Origin of the sequence: Lewinella sp. JB7, from assembly GCF_024297185.1 — a bacterium.
Lineage (GTDB): Bacteria > Bacteroidota > Bacteroidia > Chitinophagales > Saprospiraceae > Neolewinella.
The window spans coordinates 476735-495321 of the sequence record NZ_JANCTD010000003.1; the positions used below are offsets into that span (position 1 = coordinate 476735).

At 60.1% G+C, this 18587-nt stretch carries 16 protein-coding genes; 14 read left to right on the forward strand and 2 right to left on the reverse strand.

From position 1 onward, the window contains the following. Nucleotides 1-57: 57 nt before the first annotated feature. Nucleotides 58-1425 carry an MFS transporter gene (locus NMA52_RS08080; protein WP_254827156.1) on the forward strand — a complete coding sequence of 456 codons (1368 nt, stop codon included), beginning with the start codon at nt 58-60 and terminating at the stop codon, nt 1423-1425. On the opposite strand, the gene NMA52_RS08085 is transcribed toward NMA52_RS08080, so the two are convergent. Beyond that, entirely contained in the window at nt 1422-3806 is a 2385-nt protein-coding gene (locus NMA52_RS08085; protein ID WP_254827157.1) for an outer membrane beta-barrel family protein, read from the reverse strand. The genes NMA52_RS08080 and NMA52_RS08085 overlap by 4 nt on opposite strands. Nucleotides 3807-4234: 428 nt before the next feature. On the opposite strand from NMA52_RS08085, the gene NMA52_RS08090 reads away from it, so the two are divergent. Continuing rightward, nucleotides 4235-5203, forward strand: a complete 969-nt coding sequence (locus NMA52_RS08090) for a phytanoyl-CoA dioxygenase family protein (protein ID WP_254827158.1) — start codon at nt 4235-4237, stop codon at nt 5201-5203. Between the two features lie 332 nt (nt 5204-5535). On the opposite strand, the gene NMA52_RS08095 is transcribed toward NMA52_RS08090, so the two are convergent. Continuing rightward, nucleotides 5536-7038 (reverse strand): DUF1593 domain-containing protein, encoded by a 1503-nt coding sequence (locus NMA52_RS08095; RefSeq protein WP_254827159.1) that lies wholly within the window; start codon nt 7036-7038, stop codon nt 5536-5538. A 592-nt stretch (nt 7039-7630) separates the two neighbouring features. On the opposite strand from NMA52_RS08095, the gene NMA52_RS08100 reads away from it, so the two are divergent. From NMA52_RS08100 to NMA52_RS08155, 12 genes are all read left to right on the forward strand, one after another. Next, on the forward strand, nt 7631-9364 hold the full coding sequence (locus tag NMA52_RS08100; RefSeq protein WP_254827160.1) for an alpha-glucosidase: 1734 nt from the start codon (nt 7631-7633) through the stop codon (nt 9362-9364). A gap of 319 nt (nt 9365-9683) precedes the next feature. Then, nucleotides 9684-10361, forward strand: a complete 678-nt coding sequence (locus NMA52_RS08105; RefSeq protein WP_254827161.1) for a response regulator transcription factor — start codon at nt 9684-9686, stop codon at nt 10359-10361. Beyond that, nucleotides 10358-11635 (forward strand): HAMP domain-containing sensor histidine kinase, encoded by a 1278-nt coding sequence (locus tag NMA52_RS08110; protein WP_254827162.1) that lies wholly within the window; start codon nt 10358-10360, stop codon nt 11633-11635. The genes NMA52_RS08105 and NMA52_RS08110 overlap by 4 nt, the downstream gene beginning before the upstream one ends. After that, entirely contained in the window at nt 11632-12210 is a 579-nt protein-coding gene (locus NMA52_RS08115; RefSeq protein ID WP_254827163.1) for an HD domain-containing protein, read from the forward strand. Before NMA52_RS08110 ends, NMA52_RS08115 begins: the two co-directional genes overlap by 4 nt. A 41-nt stretch (nt 12211-12251) precedes the next feature. Further along, complete coding sequence (locus NMA52_RS08120) at nt 12252-13067, forward strand: phosphatase PAP2 family protein (protein WP_254827164.1); 816 nt, start codon at nt 12252-12254, stop codon at nt 13065-13067. Between the two features lie 247 nt (nt 13068-13314). Further along, complete coding sequence (locus NMA52_RS08125; RefSeq protein ID WP_254827165.1) at nt 13315-13734, forward strand: Rieske 2Fe-2S domain-containing protein; 420 nt, start codon at nt 13315-13317, stop codon at nt 13732-13734. After that, complete coding sequence (locus NMA52_RS08130) at nt 13734-14918, forward strand: MFS transporter (protein WP_254827166.1); 1185 nt, start codon at nt 13734-13736, stop codon at nt 14916-14918. Before NMA52_RS08125 ends, NMA52_RS08130 begins: the two co-directional genes overlap by 1 nt. Before the next feature lie 89 nt (nt 14919-15007). Further along, nucleotides 15008-15688 (forward strand): RluA family pseudouridine synthase, encoded by a 681-nt coding sequence (locus NMA52_RS08135; RefSeq protein WP_254827167.1) that lies wholly within the window; start codon nt 15008-15010, stop codon nt 15686-15688. A gap of 48 nt (nt 15689-15736) precedes the next feature. Further along, a complete protein-coding gene (locus NMA52_RS08140; protein ID WP_254827168.1) occupies nt 15737-16228 on the forward strand; it encodes a TlpA disulfide reductase family protein in 492 nt (163 codons plus the stop codon). 76 nt (nt 16229-16304) lie between these two features. Then, a complete protein-coding gene (locus NMA52_RS08145) occupies nt 16305-16886 on the forward strand; it encodes a hypothetical protein (protein ID WP_254827169.1) in 582 nt (193 codons plus the stop codon). 96 nt (nt 16887-16982) lie between these two features. Beyond that, complete coding sequence (locus tag NMA52_RS08150) at nt 16983-17837, forward strand: tetratricopeptide repeat protein (protein ID WP_254827170.1); 855 nt, start codon at nt 16983-16985, stop codon at nt 17835-17837. Then, complete coding sequence (locus NMA52_RS08155; RefSeq protein ID WP_254827171.1) at nt 17837-18586, forward strand: hypothetical protein; 750 nt, start codon at nt 17837-17839, stop codon at nt 18584-18586. Before NMA52_RS08150 ends, NMA52_RS08155 begins: the two co-directional genes overlap by 1 nt. Nucleotide 18587: the final 1 nt, after the last annotated feature.

Below are 18587 nucleotides of genomic sequence, written 5' to 3' on the forward strand. Positions count from 1 at the left end.
GAGCGAGTTGGGGAACAGAATGCGTACTTTCCCGCCGCTTTCACTTCAACCCCGATCATGACAAAAGTATCCATCAGCTCCGAGAAGCCCCGCCTGGGGTTCTGGGAAATCTGGAATATGAGTTTCGGTTTCCTCGGCATTCAGTTCGGCTTCGCCCTCCAGAACGCCAACGTCAGCCGCATCTTCGAAACCCTCGGCGCCCAGACCGACGAACTCGCCATCCTCTGGCTCGCCGCCCCCACTACCGGCCTGCTCGTACAACCGATTATCGGTTACTATAGCGACCGTACCTGGAGTGAAAAATGGGGACGCCGCCGCCCCTACTTCGCCGTCGGGGCCATTCTGGCGACGATCGCCCTGTTTTTGATGCCCAACTCCACCGCCCTGTGGATGGCCGTCGTGATGCTCTGGCTTATGGACGCCAGCATCAACATCAGCATGGAACCCTTCCGGGCCTTCGTCGGCGACATGCTCCCCAATTCCCAGCGCACCACGGGCTTCGCGACCCAGAGCTTCTTCATCGGCACCGGAGCCGTGATCGCCTCGGCCCTGCCCTGGATATTTACCAACTGGTTCGGCATGGAGAATACGGCCCCGGCCGGCAGCATCCCCGACGCCGTGCGCTGGTCCTTCTACCTCGGCGGCATCGCCTACTTCAGTGCCGTGATGTGGACGGTCTTCAACACCAAGGAATACCCCCCCGACGATATCCACCAGCTCCAGGAGGAAAACGCCGCCCGGGGCATCTGGGACGGAGTCAAGGAATCCTTTATGGGCATCTTCCGGATGCCGAAGACCATGGTGCAGCTCTCCGCCGTGCAGTTCTTCAGCTGGTTCGCCCTGTTTTCGATGTGGATCTACATGACCCCGGCCGTAACGAGCCACATCTACGGCACTACCGACAGTACCTCGGCGGCCTATAACGAGGGGGCGGACTGGGTCGGCATCTGCTTTGCCGTATATAATGGCTTCGCGGCGCTGTTCGCCTTCGCGCTGCCGGTCATCGCTAAGCGACTGAGTCGCCGCATCACCCACCTGGTGGCCCTCTTCGCCGGGGGCATCGGCCTGCTCTCGGTGTATTTCGTCAGTGATCCGAACCTCCTGTTGGTGAGCATGGTCGGGGTAGGCATTGCGTGGGCGAGTATTCTGTCGATGCCCTACGCGATCATCTCCAGTATCCTGCCGGCGGACAAGATGGGTTACTATATGGGCGTTTTCAACTTCTTCATCGTGATCCCGCAAATTTTGGCGGCGGGCATTCTGGGGTTCATCCTGAAGAACTTTTTCGGTAATGTATCCATCTACGCCCTCCTGCTCGGGGGCGCGGCCTTCTTCCTGGCCGGTCTGCTCTGCCTGATCGTGGACGACAACGATGTGGCGGTCGACTTCGCCCAGCCCAAGGTGCCCATTGAGCCGGTGACCTAGAACTGCTTCTGCCCCCCGAATTCCATCGCCTCGCCCTTGCCGAAGCCGTAGCTTAGTCCGACCGTGACGAAGCGGCCCCGCTGCCGGTAGTTATAGAGGTAAAAGTCGGGCTGCGTAGCTTCGTTTTCGTCGATCATGGAAGCGAAGGCGTCGCGGACACTCACGTTGAAGATCATCCGTCCCTTCAGCACCTTCTTGCGTAGTCCCACGTCAGCGTACGAGAAGCCCGACACGCGTCCCTGAACCGTCCGGTACCCCGAGCGGAGGTTGCCGGCGACCTCGAAGTCGATGTCCAGGGGCAGTTCGAATTTCGTGACCAGGCGGCCGTTGAACCGCTCGGCGCTGAAGTCGTAGCTCACCCCTTCCAGCTCGGCGGTGCGGTCGAAGTGGTTGTAGTTAAAGTCGCCGTTCAGGGTAAGCCACCTCACCGGGCGGTACTTGCCATTGAGTTCCACCCCGTTGGTGCGGCTGGTACCGAGGTTGACGGGTTGGGTGACGTTGACGTTGTCGCGGAAGAAGGACACCCGCTCCACCACGTCCGTTGTATAGCGGTGATATATGCCCGCGTTGAGGCTTACGTCCCCGACGATTACGATGCCCGTCAGTTCGTAGGAGTCCGTAAATTCCGGTTGGAGGTTCGGGTTGCCCGCCCGCACGTTGAAGTTGTTGCGGATATTGAAGAAGGGGTTCAGGTCCCAGAGCCGGGGCCGGAAGATGCGCCGGGAGTAGCCGGCCTGAACGGAAACCGCCTCGCTGAATTTGTAGGAGGTATGGAGCGTCGGAAATAGGTTGAGGTAGTTCTGCGCGTTCGCTTCATCGGTATCCACCAGCAGGGTGCTCAGATCCGTTTGCTCCACGCGTAGTCCGGCCTTAACGCCCCAGCTGTCGCTTTCGTAGGCGCCCGTGGCGTAGGCACCCAGCACGCCCTGATTATACTCGAAGCGGTTGGAGAGCTCCGGTACCAGCTGAAAATCATCGTCGATGAAGTCGCTCACCGAAAAGTCGTTGCCCACGTCGTTGAATTCGTACTGCAGGCCGGTTTCGACGGTGACTGCCTCGCTCACGGGCCGGGTGTAGTCGACCTTGAAGGTGTACTCCGTCTCGCCGAAGTCGGTGGCCGTTCGCTGGTCGCCGAAGAGCGCCTGCCCCTCGCTGGTGTTGGTGGTGAATTCGGACGATTGGTCCTTCGTGAACGAATTACCCAGGGCGCTGACTATGAGAACGTGGTCTTTATCCTCGGCATCGAACTCCCGCTTGTAATTCAGTTCGTACTGCCACTTGGGGTTGGTGGCGTCGGTGGCTTCCGTGCGGCGCCAGGCGTCGGTAAGGGTGTTGGTGGAATTGAGTACCCGAAAGTCCGTCAGGGCATTTTCCGTTTCGATCTCGTAGGCCAGGTGGCCGGTCAGGGAGAGTACGTTGCGATCGTTAATATGGTAATCGGTACCGAGGATAAGGTTATAGAACTGTTCGTTCTTATCCGCTTCTCCTTCGCTGAGCACGGTGGTGCCGGTGGTCAGGTCGCGGTTGATGCCCCGGTTCACCTCCGGGAAGGTCCGGTAACCCACCCCGACCTGGCCGAAGAGGTTGAACTTGGTCGTCCGGCGGTTTACACTCAGTCCGAGGCTGTGGTTGTTGGGGGTGCCGGTATTGACGGTTACCGAACCGTTCAGGCCCCGCTGCTCCTCCTTCTTCAGGACGATGTTGATGATGCCGGCGGTCCCTTCGGCCTGGTACTTCGCGGAGGGGTTCGTGATGACCTCCACGCTTTCGATCATATCGGCCGTGATGGTGCCGAGGGCATTGCCGTTGTCGGCGGTGAGGACCGAGGGCTTGCCGTCGATCAGGATTTGTACCCCGCCGCTGCCGCGCAGGTTGATCTGGCCTTCGATGTTGACCGTGACGGAGGGGACGTTATTCAGTACTTCTAGGGCACTGGCTCCGCTGCTGCTCAGGTCTTTCCCGACGTTGAACACCCGTTTATCCAGCCGGAATTCGGTCGTGGACCGTTCCCCGGTGACGAGTACTTCGTCCAGGGTTTCCCCGTCGGGCTTAAGGATGATGGTTCCCAGATCGGCGGCTTGCACTCCTTCGATCCGGGTGGGGGCAAATCCCAGGAAACTCACCTCCAGGGTAAGGCCCGGCCGTGGCACTTTCAGCAGGAAGACGCCTCCATCATCGGTAGTAGTTCCGGTAAGCATATCCCCGCTTGCCGGGTCGATGGCCTTCACCGTGGCGAATTCCACGGCCGCCTCTCCGCTGCTTTCCACTACCCTACCCGTCAGTTCCAGGCTCTGGGCGCGGACGCAGGTGCAGAGGAATACGAAAAGAGCGATCAGGATGGGTCGGTGCATGATGTTTGGTGGCGTAAAGTGCTGCTTCATTGGGTGCGGTAAACTCATTCGGTCCCTAAATTGGGGATTATCCTGCGGTTGGGGGCGACCATTCTACGGTCCGGGCTAATAAAACGACCATTCGGCGCGGGGAAGCAGCTTCTTAGGTCGAGTGGCCTCTGGTCCGAGACATCACAGGTCGAGGCGTTGCAAACTCCAAGGTCGAGCGGCCTCCGGTCCGAGACGCTTCACCACGGATGGGCACGGATTCTCACGGATTTCGCTGCCGCACGGCTTAGGTCGGGATCTCAGGTCGAGGCGTTGTACGCCGAGCTTGGTATAGGTCAAGCGGCCTCCGTTCCGAGACATCACAGGTCGAGGCGTTGTACGCCGAGCAAAGTCAATAGGTCTATCAGCCTCCGATCCGAGACTCTCCCGTAATTTAGGTACCTCAACTCCACTTCAAGCCGCTCCCAACCATGCCATCCGACGCCAACGACCGTATCCCAAACAATCATCACGACATCCCGGGTAACCCGTCTACCGCCAAGAGCAGTAGCGTAAAATTGCGCACCGAAGCCGCTCCCGACTCCCTGCGCGTCCTTACTCCCGAACAGTGGACCTTCTGGCGGGAGAGTGGATACGTAATTGTCAAGCAGGCCGTCCCCCGCGAGCAGGCCCTACGCACCGTCGACTTCCTGTGGGAGTTCGAGGATAAGGACCCCGACGACCAAACCACCTGGTACACCGCCCCGCGCGCCGAAATGAAGATGAAAGAGCTGGTGGGTACCGGCATGGTGGAAGTATACAACCACCAAACCCTGTGGAATAACCGACAAACACCCCGCGTCTACGATGCCTTCGTCGACATTTGGGGCACCGAAAAATTATGGGTCACGATCGACCGCGCTAACCTCAATTTTCCCATCCGCCCCGGATTCGAATATCAGGGTTTTATCCACTGGGATTACGACCCCGAAACCAAGCCACAAAACGTACAGGGAGTGCTCGCCCTCGCCGACCAGACCGACCCCAATATGGGGGGCTTCCAGTGTATCCCCTGGCTGTACCGCCACTACGACAGTTGGAAACTCACCCAGCCCACCGACCGCGACCCCTTCAAACCCGACATTACCGGACTGGAAGACAAGATCGTAAAGGTCCCCCTGGAAGCTGGCGACCTGCTCATCTTCAATAGTTCCGAACCCCACGGCATCCGCCCCAACCGCTCGGAAGACCGGGTGCGTATTGCCCAGTACATCGCCATGGCCCCGGCCCAGGAAGAAGACGAAGCACTGCGCGAGTGGCGGATTACGTCATGGAAAGAGCGCAAAGCACCCGAAGGATACGCCTTCCCCGGAGACCCGCGGAATTACGAGCAGACGCGTTACGAATGCGCTGAGCTGTCGGAGCTCGGCGAGCGGTTGCTGGGGCTTAAAAGTTGGTAGCTTCCCGGGCAACGAAAATCCTCCCTACTTAGTCAGGAGGGGCTCTCGGAAGCCGTCCGCAACGTATCCCTTCACCGCCTCTCAGGCAGGGTGCCGAGAAACAGAAAACCTCCTGCCCGACCGCAGTGAATCTGTGCCCCGACGAAGGCGATCCGTGTTTAATCCGTGGCCGTCCGTGGTGAGCCTATTGCTCCGACGAAGGCGATCCGTGTTTAATCCGTGGCCATCCGTGGTGAGCCTATTGCTCCGACGAAGGCGATCCGTGTTTAATCCGTGGCCATCCGTGGTGAGCCACTATCCAACAAAGCCAATCCCCTGCTTAGTCGCCAGACCTACTTCCCCGCCCCGGTCAGCACCACCCGTGCGTACCGCGTCAATGAAGGCGAGCCGCCGTCGGTCACTTCCAGGATCAGGTGGATGGTCTGCCCCGGTTCTATATCGCCGGGAACGGTCACCCGAGCCTCCTCTTTGTTCAAGATAAGCATCGCATCGCCGGGATAAGTTCCCACTTCGCCGTACTGCCACCAGTGGTAAAAGAGCTCGTCGCCGTCGGGATCCGTGGCCCGGGCACGCAGGGTGATCTTCTGGCGGGGACTCACGGTTAAGCGGGTTTCACCATCGATCTCTACGCTTGGAGGGTGGTTGGCTTCTTCGTACGACAGAATGCACCAGTCGGCCCGCGCGGCGAAATCCCGCTGCAGTGCCGGCAGCCAGCGAATCTGGGCGTAGATCGATTCCCGGCTTTGCTGGTAGGGGTTATAGTCGGTGGCGGCGGGCCCGTCTTCCCAGCGACGGAGGGTGCTGTCGGTAGCGACCAGTCGTCCACCCCAGCCGCCCCACGACGGATGGTCCAGGTTCTGCAGCCCCACGTCCACCAGGTGGAGGAAAGCCGGAGAATCGCCCTCGGAAATGAAATCGTACTGCCCGAAGCTTCCCCACTGCGCACTGTCGAGCCGGGTCGGATCTCCGTGGATGTGTTCCTCATCGCCCGCCTGCTGCTGCCCGTCGCCGTAACTGTAGTAGGCCGCCGTGAGGGGACCGTGGTGCTTAATGATATGATCTCCCATAAAACCGCCCTCCAGCCAGTGGTGCAGGGGTTTGGGTACGGTCTGTTGCCAGGGATAGGCCAGGGCCGCGAACTGGCGATAGTTATAGAGGACGGGGATGTCTGGCCACTTTACGGCTACATAGTCGCGGTAGGTCGCATCCTGATCCATCACCGTATAGATGATGGCCTTTTTGACGACCCGCTCGTAAATCATCGGCCACTCGGCGCTGGCAGCGTAGGTATCCTCGATCGATTTGAGGGCGCGCGCGATGGTATTCGTTCCGCCCCATACTTGTAGGTAGATCGGCCGCACGTCGGTGGTGTCGAGCAGCAGGTCGCGGATAAAGTCAGAGCCCTCCGTGTCGTGCTCCATCTCTCCTTCGAATTCAATGTTGCCGACCTTCACGAGCGAAAGGAGATGCTCGGCGGTGGGGTATCCGTCCGCGTGGGTGGAAAGCACCGGGTACACCTCGGCGTACTTCCCGATCAACGCTTGCATCCATTGTTCGCCGGGCCAGCGCAGGTCGGTGCGTTCGCCGTACATTTCGCGCGTCATCTCCATTTTGGAGGTCATTGTCGTACCCTTACCGTCACCCTTATAGTGCCACATGGAGCTGCTGTACACCAGCCCTTCCAGCTCGAATTCGTTGGCGTATAGGAGCAGGCGGACGAAGGAGTCGACATCATCAATTTCTCCGTCGGTCGTCACTACGGTACGTACGGGCGGGGCCGCGGGTGCGGTGGCCGTACCAAAGAGCAATAGAATTAGGTAAAGGAAGCGGTGCATATGCCGGACATTTATTGTCGGCAAGGTACGGTGGCTCCTGTTCGAACACGATGATCCCCCGCCCGATCTCCGCCTGCCAACTTTCCCACAGGGCGCCGGCACTTTTCGCAGAATCGCCCTGGAAGGCCTTATGGATGTATCAATCAAAGGTTGAGGCTTTCCAAGCCGACCCTGCACCGCCCGCCCTTCTTGCAGGGGCGCCCTGCAAGGCCTTATCCTTGTATCAATCAAAGGTTGAGGCTTTCTAAGCCGACCCTGCACCGCCCGCCTTCGTGCCAGATTTCCCTGGAAGGGCTCATCCTTGTATCAATCCAAGGTTGAGGCTTTCTAAGCCGACCCTGCACCGCCCGCCTTCGTGCCAGGGTTTCCCTGGAAGGGCTCCTCACTACGCATAGCTACTCCGTGTTGCCCGCCCCACCGCATGGGCATATTTCCAAAAGGATAGGGAGTAGAGCACATTCTACTGCCCCGTAGCGACCCGGCAAGATGCCGGGTACCGCTACGGCGAGCAGCGCGAAACCAACGAAGCTTGCCGGCGTTTAGCCGCTATAACTTGCCTTGCACCCGCGACCCCGCCCAACGCCTAAGCCGCATGAATCGATTGTTCCTTTTCCTATGCTTATTCCTCTTACTGCTCGGATGCGCCAGGAACACCGAACCAAGCACGGCGGCCACCGAAGTAGCCAGCGACGACTGGTGGAAGGAAGCCATCGTGTACCAAATTTATCCCCGCAGCTTTCAGGATACGAACGGCGACGGAATCGGTGACCTTAACGGCATCATCGAACGGCTGGACTACATCCGAGACCTCGGTGTGACGGCCGTATGGCTCAATCCGATCTACAGCTCGCCTAACGACGACAACGGCTACGAAATCAGCGACTACCGTAATATTATGGCCGACTTCGGCACCATGGCCGACTTCGACCGCATGCTCGCCGGCCTACACGAAAGGGACATCAAACTGATCATGGACGTCGTAGTGAACCACAGTAGCGACGAACACGAGTGGTTCGTACAGAGCAGAAGCTCCCGCGACAACCCCTACCGCGATTACTACCACTGGTGGCCGGCCGAACGGGGAAAACCTCCCTACCGCTACAGCCTCTTCGACGCGGAAGGCAATGCCTGGAAGTACGACTCCATCACCAACGCCTACTACCTGCACTACTTCAGCCAGAAGCAGCCCGACCTGAACTGGTCGAATCCGGCGTTGCGACAGGAAGTGTACGACATCATGACCTTCTGGGCAGATAAGGGCGTGGACGGATTCCGGCTCGACGCCTTTCAGTTTTCGGCCAAGGACACCACTTATCCGGTGTTCGAAGGTCTTACGGAAACCAATTTTGTCGACTACTACGCCATGCAGCCCGGCCTGCACGACTACCTCCGGGAAATGAACGAACGGGTGTTCAGCAAGTACGACGTCATGAGCGTGGCGGAGGGTGCCGGCCGCAATTTTCAGGATGCCCATGATCTGGTCGATGCCGACCGGAGAGAACTCGACATGGCGTACGCCTTCGACGGAGTGGATATACCTAAGTACGGCGGCTACGAACTACGCACCATGAAGGAGGTTTTCAGCCGGTGGGACCGGGAATTCGCGGAGGACGGCTGGTTGTCGATTTTTCTTTCCAACCACGATCAGGCGCGCATGGTGAGTCGGTGGGGCGATGACCGTCCGGAGTACCGCGCCCCCTCTTCCAAGTTGCTCAACACCTTCCTGCTGAGCATGCGGGGCACCCCCTACTGCTACTACGGCGACGAAATCGGGATGACCAACATCGACTTCGACGAGATCGATGACTACCGGGACATTGCCGCCCGCAACGGCTACCGGAAAGCCCAGGCGCAGGGAAAGGACATAGCCCGGTTCCTGGAGGAACTCAACTTCAGTAGTCGCGACAACGGACGCACGCCCATGCAGTGGACGGACGGCCCCCAGGCCGGCTTCACGACCGGAACGCCGTGGCTACCCGTTAACGAAAATCACGCGCAGATCAACGTTGCCGCCCAGGAGAAGGATCCGCGATCCATCCTGCAACATTTCCGCGCGCTGACCAAGCTGCGGCGGGAGAACCCCGTGCTGGTCTACGGCAGCTACGACCTGCTGTTGTCCGACCACGAGCAAGTATATGCCTACACCCGCACCGGGGACAACGACCGGATGCTGATCGTGCTGAACTTCTCTTCGGAGTCGGTGACCGTCGACCTGCCGGAAGCGGAGGATGCCGCCGTGGTCATTAATAATTATCCCACCTTCGACCGGCAGGGGGGTGAGCTACGCCTGGCGCCCTGGCAGGCGGTCATTCTGAGACGAGGATAGCGGTCGGCCGTGGTGGCTTAGTATGATCGGTCAAGCGCCATACGGCTCTCCGCGTACCGTAGCGTTTTGTGTCCCGTGTACGGTCCTTTCACCGTCGTATAATCCTTCGAAATGCGGATTGGAGGGGGGACCGCAATGATCACTTGCCGGAGCCCCCACCATTGGACGGTCCCCCACCGTCCAACGGCTATAGCGGTCCGACGGCTATAGCGGTCCAACCGCTAGCCGCCACCCCCCCCTCCAGGATTTCTCCAACATGTTACGCCAACATTGTCGGTGCGCGCTTCTCCGCTTACCTTAATAGCCCCGTACCCGCCCCATGAAGATCCTGATCATCGAAGACGAGCCCACGCTGGCCGAATCCATGCGCGTATACCTGGAGGCGGAGGGTAACCGCTGTGAACTGGCCGCCGACTTCGACGAGGCCTGGGACAAAACCGGACTGTACGACTACGACTGCATCCTGGTCGACATTACCCTTCCCGGCGGCAGCGGACTGGAGATCATCCGTAGGCTCAAGGACAATAACCAGCGGGCCGGAATCATCATCGTCTCCGCCCGGGACAGCATCGACGATCGCATCAGCGGCCTCGAACTGGGCTCCGACGACTACCTGCCCAAACCTTTCCACCTGGCCGAGCTCAATGCCCGCATCAAGGCCCTCGTGCGGCGCAACCAGTTCGGCGGCCAACAACACATCGATTACCGGGAAATCCACGTGCAGCCACAACAGCACGCGGTGACGGTCCACCAAACGACGGTCCACCTCACCCGCTCCGAATACGACCTGCTCATCTACTTCCTGGCTAACCAGAACCGGGTACTGACCAAGGAAGCCGTTGCCGAGCACCTCAGCGGCGACCAGGCCGACCTGCTCGACAGCATCGACTTCATCTACAGCCACGTCAAAAATTTGCGCAAGAAACTCACCGGCGCGGGGGCGGCCGACTACATCCAATCGGTCTACGGACTCGGCTACAAATGGGCACCGGCATGAAGCTACTGCAGCGAACCTCCCGCTACTACCTCGCCTTCGGCTCGCTCGCCTTCCTGGTCACCGGCGTACTACTCTTCGGGGTACTCCGGTACGTCATCAACGACGAAATGGACGATCAGGTGGCCGACGCGAGCGTACGGCTGGACAATTACCTCGCCCAACTTCCGGTGGTACCGGACAGCTTCTACCAGCTGGATGCCGTCGTCACGACCCGGCCCGTCGCCGCCGTCACCATGCCGTTCACCTTCTCCGATACCCTGATGTTCGAACCCATTGAACGGGAAATGGAGCCCTACCGCACCGTGACCTACGACCGCGAGATCAACGGGCAGCCGTACCGCATCACCGTCTCCCGGCTCACGGTGGAGAACGAGGACCTCATCGAGGTAATGTTCTTCGTGAGTATGGCCTTCTTCGCGCTGTTTCTCTTCGGATTCTTTTTGCTCACCCGCTACCTTTCCGGATGGCTGTGGCGTCCTTTTTATGCGGCGCTGGCGCAGGTGCAACATTTTGACCTGAAGAGCCGACAAGCACTGGTATTCCCCCCCTCATCCATCGACGAGTTCGATCGACTCAGTACCACCCTACGCGCGCTTACGGCCAAACTTCGCCGGGATTACCTCGCGCTGCGGCAGTTCACCGACAATGCCAGTCACGAACTGCAGACCCCCCTGGCCATCATGCGCAACCAGGTCGACCTCATGCTCCAGACCACCGACCGGAGCGAGGAGGATTTTACCCGCCTGCAGCACCTCAGCGAAGCCCTGGAGCGACTCAAGAAACTGAATCAGGCCCTGCTGCTCCTGACGCGCATCGACAACGAACAGTACAGCGGTACGGAACCCATCGAACTGACGGCTCTGCTGGACACCAAGTTGCGGCAACTGGCGGGAATGCTGGATGCCAAATCCCTCCGCCTCGAACGCGACTTGCACCGCACCTGCGTCCGCGCCCACCCCGTACTGATGGACGTGCTGCTGAACAACCTGCTCAGCAACGCCATCAAACACAATGTGACCGGCGGGAACCTTGGCGTCTTTCTTAAACACGATCGCCTGACCGTGACCAATTCCGGTGCCCCGCACACCGGGCAGACCGCCCACCTGCTCGAACGCTTCACCAAGGGGCGGGCGGATAATCAGTCCCTGGGGCTGGGCCTGGCGATCGTAGCGGAAGTCTGTGAGCGGTACGGATTCGCCCTGGATTACCGCGCTACCGCAGCCGGAGTCCATACCGTTTGCCTTAATTTTCGGACGCACAATCCCCCGTCATGAAAAAGCAGAAACGCATCACCCAACGCGCCAGCCGCTACATCACGCGGCGGCTGATCCGGGAGCTGCCCCACAACCGCATTTTTCACAACATCCACCACACCCTCACGGTCTGGCGGGGCGTGAAGGTGATCGGCAAGGCCATGGGCGTATCGAAGGAGGAACTGGAAATCGTGAGCCTGGCCGCGATCTTCCACGACGCGGGTCACGTGGAGTGCTACATCGGCCACGAGGAAGCCAGCGTCAATATGGCCCGCGAGTGGCTGGAACAGGAGGGCTACCCTAGCGATAAGATCGAACGGGTGGCCGCCTGCATCCGGGCCACGTCCATGCCCCAACAACCGCGGGATCAACTGGAATCCATCATCTGCGACGCGGATCTGTTGCATCTTTCCTTCGAATCCTACCCCGATTACCAGGAAATGCTGCGGCGGGAGTGGCAACTGGAACTCGGGGTGAAGTACACGGATGAAGACTGGGAAACTACCAACAACGCCTTTCTGGCGGATCACCGCTACTTCACGGATTACGCTCGTCGGGAACTGGAACCCCGAAAACAACAACTAAATTTACCCTAGTCTCCAGGAAGTCTCCAATTTTATCCGGCACATTCGGGACCATGAATCACCCTTGGATCATACCGCGCTGCGTACTGCACTCCTGGATCTTTACCCTCGTGCTGCTGGTGGGCACCGCCCCGGTAGTCGCTCAGGCAAACGGACCGTACTATCTCTCCCTGAAACGCGACCTCGTGTACGGAACGGCCGCCGCGGGGTCGGTCGCGCTGGGCAGTTTGCTGCGCAGCCGCACGCCGGACATCGTGCTCTCCGACCTTGAACTGGGCAGTATTCCCTCCTTCGACCGCATCGCTACGGAGTTCAGTTCCGCTGCGGCCCGCAATCTTTCCGACTACGGCCTCTACGCCTCCGCCGCGCTGCCGGGCTTACTGCTGCTCGGCCCCGAAACGCGCCGCGATGCTCCTAAGATCGGTCTGTTGTTCGCCCAAACCATGCTCCTGAACCAGGGCCTCACCGACATCGTCAAATCCTCGGCCAAGCGCCCCCGCCCCTACGTATTCGACGAGAACCTGGATCCCGCGACCGTAATCCGGGGCAACGACCGGGCGGCTTTTCTGTCGGGGCACACCAGTACCTCGGCGGCGGCGGGCTTCTTTTTCGCGCGGGTGTTCAGCGATTATTATCCCGACTCCCGCCTGAAGCCATTCGCCTGGATCCTCGGGGCGGGCTTTCCGGCCCTGACCGGTTACCTGCGCATCCGGGCGGGGCAGCATTACCCCTCCGACGTACTGGCCGGTTATACTCTCGGCGCGCTCATCGGCTACGCCGTACCAGCGCTGCACCGCAAGCCCCCGGGCCGTCGGCGTATGAGCCTGGTGCCGGCGGGGAGTAGCCTGTACCTTTCGTACCGCTTCTGACCGGCATTCGCCGATTACACCCCGACGGAAACGCTCCACGCGACCCGCCGACTGCTACTAAGTCTGTCGGCTACCGACCTCCTGATTGCCTTCCGAGCCCGGGAGTCGTTCACGGACGATACCTTTCGGGTAACCACCAAAAATTTCCCCGAACCGTCGGTGATCACGATAGGCGTCAAGTTCCAAATGAAGTAACGGGGCGACCGTTTTTCAAACCGCCCGCCCCTCCCTAATCGTAGCTGTTTCTATGAACCGTAAAGACTTTCTCAACAACTTAGGCATCGGCGCCGCATTCGCCCTTACGGTTACCTGTCTGGGTAGTTGCAGTAAGGAGGATAAGGCCTTCGTTCCGACCTCCCCCACCGGGGTGGATTTCACGCTTGACCTCGATGCGACCGAAAACGCCCCCCTGGCGACCAACGGCGGCTACGTAGTGCGCAACGCCATCGTCGTGGCCCGTACCCTCGACGGTAATTACGTAGCGGCCACCCAGCAGTGTAGTCACGAGGGCAATTTTGCCATCCAGTTGCGCAACGACGAATGGTACTGTACCGTACACGGTGCACGCTTTACCCTGGCGGGTGGGGGACTGAACCAGTTCGGTTCCAACGGTCTGACCACGTACAAGACCGCGGTGAGCGGTACCGAGCTGCGGGTGTTCAGCTAATGAAATCCATCCTGACCCGTACGGTCGTTCTGCTCGGCATCGTGAGCCTGTTCACGGACCTGGCGAGTGAGATGCTTTATCCTATTCTACCGATCTACCTCGAATCCATCGGGTTCGGCGTGATCGGCATCGGAGTGCTGGATGGCATCGCCGAGGCTACCTCCGGACTGAGCAAGGGTTTTTTCGGACAATGGAGCGACCGGATAGACCGCCGACGGCCCTTCGTGGTCTGGGGTTATGGCCTGAGCGCGGTGGCCAAACCGCTGCTCGTACTTTTTTTGTCTCCGGCCTGGATCCTTTTCACCCGTACGCTTGACCGCTTCGGTAAGGGAATTCGAACCGGGTCGCGGGACGCCCTGCTTGCGGGGGAGGCGAGGACGGAGACCAGGGCCCGGGTGTTCGGATTTCACCGATCGATGGATACCCTGGGGGCGGCTCTGGGGCCCCTGTTCGCGCTCGTGTTCCTGTACTTTTACCCGGGGCAGTACCGCTGGCTCTTCTTCCTGGCCGTCATACCGGGGGTATTGGCGGTCGGCGCGGCCCTACTGCTGCGTGAGCGGGAGACGCGACGCACGACGGGCAGCCGTCCGGGTTTACTCGAGTTCGTAGGGTACTGGCGGCGGGCCACCCCCGCCTACCGCCGTCTGGTGACCGGACTCGCCGGATTCGCCCTCATCAATAGCTCGGATATGTTCCTGCTTCTTTACCTGAAGCATACCGGACTGACGGACGTAGCCGTGATCGGTTGGTACGTTTACTATAATCTGGTGTACGCCGTAGCAGCTTATCCCCTGGGTGGCCTGGCCGACCGCTACGGCCCGAAACGGATGTTTCTTTTCGGCTTGGTCTGCTTCGCGATCGTGTACGCCGCGCTCCCCTTCGCTGCCGCTACCTATGCACTGGCCGTCATTTTCCTGGTGTACGGTTTGTTCGCCGCGGCTACCGAGGGCGTAGCTAAAGCCTGGATATCCCATACCTGCGCGCAACGCGACATGGCTACGGCCGTCGGAACGTTCAGTGCCCTGGCGAGCCTGTGCAGTCTGCTGGCGAGCACGGTAGCGGGCCTGCTGTGGTACCGTTTCGGGGCTCATTCGTTACTCTTGCTGACCGCGGGGAGCAGTTTTATTCTGTTTGCCTACATGATGACTTTACGTCCGGTTCGTCCCGGTGCGGGGCAACAATGATACCCGGCACCTCCGATTTCCCGGGGGGCACTCCCCCATCCCCGCGGGGAATACGTGAACCTTCGCGCGGAAACTTGTTTTAGTGCAACATGCTCGAAATTCTCGCCGAAGGCCCGAACTGGGCGGTCATTAATAAACCTGCCGGTATTGCTACGGAACGTCACTTTCAGTACGACACCGTGGAGGCGCGGGCGCAGGAGCAATGGAAACGCCCGGGTGCAAAGAAGCCGGGCTACGTCGGCATCGTTCACCGGCTCGACCGTCCCGTAAGCGGGGTTCTCCTGCTTGCCCGGAATAAATCGACGCTGGTCACGCTGAACGAAGCCTTCGCCCACCGCAACACCACGAAGGTGTACTGGGCGGTGACGGAAGCCGCCCTGCCCCGTACTACCGGTGAACTACTTCACTACCTGGGGCGGGAGCCGATGCGCAAGAAAGCCTTTGCCAGTACCCGACCGCTACCCGGCACTCAGGAGGCGCGCCTGGGGTACCGACTACTGACCCAATCAGAGAGGTATTACCTATACGAAGTGAAGCCTATTACGGGGCGTTTTCACCAGATTCGCTGTCAGTTGGCTACCGCCGGAGCTCCCATCATCGGCGATCATACGTACGGTTCCCTCCGACCACTGCAGGAAAATTGTATTGCTTTACACGCCTATAGTCTTACCTTTCCTGATCCGAAAACCGCCGAACCGCGTGAAGTGACCGCCCCGCTTCCGGACTACTGGCCCGTCGGCCCGGCCGCCACCCCCCCTTTACCGACCTGACCACCGACAATGTTGAAATCGCCCGCTAGCCTACTTTATGTTGCCTTAATGATCATCCTGTCAGGATGCAGCGACCCCCCGCCGGTGGCCCCCGTCTCCACGGTGCTGGCTCCCGCGGACGCGCCCAAAATCTACGGTGATTTTAGTGAGGTAGCTCCCTTGTTTAACCAGCAAAACGATACGACCTACCTCATCAACTTCTGGGCCACCTGGTGTAAACCCTGCCTGGAGGAATTGCCCCTGTTGCAACAACTCGAACAGGAGTACCGGGAGGGGCCGTTGCGCGTCATCCTCGTGAGTCTGGATACCGAACCCGGTGCCATTGCCCGCATCCCCGGTTACCTCAGTCGGCGGGGCATCAACCTGCCCACCATCGTACTTACGGACGAGCGACAGGGCTGGATGCGCGACCTTGACGATAAGTGGAACGGGGCCTTACCGACCACGGTGATCTACCGCAATAATCTGCGTTACATCTACCGCCGCAATTTTATTTCCCTACCCGACGTGCTGGCCGCCGTGGAACCGCTTGTTGGCTAATAGCCGACTTTTTTCCCTATGGTGGGTGGGTTGCGCGGCCGCATTTTGCTATTTTACGGGAATAATCGCAACGAATATGCGGCAACTCTACCTCCTCCCATTTCTCCTGCTTCCCGTCCTGCTGCCCGCCGAATCCTACCGGGGATTTCTGCTTACCAAGGACGGCCATCAATTGACGGGCTACCTCAACGTGTTGCAGTATTCGCCGGGCGGCAACATCATCACGTTCACCAATGACTTCGGAGACGAGTACCAGATCCACCCCTTTCTGGTGAGCGGGTTCGGATTCAACTACCACGGTGAGGCGATGCGTTTCGTCAGCCGGCGCCACGAAGGCATGTGGTACTTCCTGCAGGAAGAGGTACGGGGCAGGGCCATCAGCCTGTTCCGCTTACCGAAGGGCAGCGGTCGGTGGGTAGACGATAGTATGCTGCGCCTGTTCCGCGAGCCACCTCCGGAGTACTATCTGGAGTACGGACAGGGTCAGTTTCTGCCGGTCCCCCGGGGCGGCTACAAACGAAATTTACGGGCGTTCTTTCGCCAGGCCAGCCCGGAGCTGGCCGGCAAGATCGGTTCACGGGGGTACCGCTACCGCGATCTGCACGCCATCGTGACGGAGTTCAACACCCGGAGTAATCGCAAACGCCGCAGACTCTGACGGAGCCGGAGCCGACCGCCAACACTTCCGGAAGGAAAGACGTTAGTTTAGCGCCGCGCCTTCCGACCGGTTACACCACCATTCGTCAGCTAGCACATGTTAAAAAAAGACCTCGCGGGATTTTTCGCCTTCTTTCTGGGCATGTTCGGCGTGCACCGCTTCTATCTGGGGCAGTGGTGGCGGGGGGCGGCGCAGTTCGTCGGCTTCTGGGCCATCATCGCCTTTCTGGCGGAGGAGGGTCCGGAGATGCCGGCACCCTTCATTCTGGTCGGCTTCGTGCTTGCCCCCATGATTACGGCCATCGTGTTCTGGGCGACTCCCTACGAGAAGTGGGCCGCGAAGTATGACCCGGAAGCCCTCGTAGCGCGCGGTTACTCTCCGCCGTATAAGGCCGCGACCACTACCCTGAATGCTCCGCCGCCGCCCCGCGCCAACCTACAATCGCTCAAGGCGGAGGGGGTCAAGTATTACCGGTCCGGAGATTATGATCTTGCCGTAGAGGCCTTCCAGGAAGCCATCGAACAGGCGCCCACGGATCCGGTCGCTCACTTCAACATCGCCTGTTGCTACGCTTTACTGGGTCAGTACCCCGCGGCCCTGCACGCGCTCGAACTTTCCGTGACCCACCGGCTTCCCAAGCCCGAGCGCATCGAAAGCCACCCCGCGCTGAACGAGCTCCGGGAATCGCCGGCGTATGCCCGATTCCGCAGTAATAATTACCGGGAGCTCAATCTTGTGGACCTCACCCGCCCGCCGCGGAGCACGGACGACGAGGCCGGGGAAGTACTGGAAGACTTCGGTGCCCCGCCCCCCCGCAGCGATGCCTCCCGCAAGCGACGTCCGCTGGATGCCGACGTACTGGAGCAGATCACCCGCCTGCGGGAACTACACGACGCGGGAGTGCTTACCCAACAAGAATACCACCTACAGAAGGAAAAACTGATGGGCTGATGCGCTGGACATTTTTCCTGTCGCTGATCCTGCCACTGTCGGTTTACGCCCAGTCACTAGCCGGCGTACGCAACCTCGATCGGGCGGTCCTGGTGCATCTGGGTTATGGGGCCTTTACTTCGGCGGGGGACCTGGGCGATCGCTTCGGCGGCGGGTTTTCCCTCGAGAGCGCCGTGACCTTTATGCCCCTCGATTCCCGTTGGCAGTTTGGCGTCATGGGGCAGTACGGCTTCGGCAACCAGGTTAGGGAGGACGTGCTCGCCGGCCTGCGCACCAGTGCCGGATTCATCATTGGCAACCAGCGAGAGCCCGCGGCCATCGAGCTGCGGCAGCGGCAACTCTTCGTGGGGCCGCGCGCCGGTTATACCCTTCCTCTGGGCGACAATCCCCGCGCCGGGCTTCAGTTGACAACCGGCGTGGGCTACTTTATGAGCCGCATCCGCTTTCAGCAGGACCCTGCTCAGTTCGTACCCCAGATTGACAAGGGTGCCCAGGCCGGGTACGATCGCCTGGCGGGTGGGCCGGCCATGTACCAATTTATCGGCTACCAGCAACTCGGACGGGACCGTCGCCTCAACTTCTTCGCCGGGGGGGAGATGACCCTGGCCTTCACGAAGCAGCTGCGGAGCTACGACATTCCCCTCGGCACCGCTCCGCCGGCGGACGGCCGTACGGACGTCGTGCTGGGCCTGCGGGCCGGGCTCATACTGCCCATCTACGGAGGGGAAGGCAAGGAAATATTCTACTGAT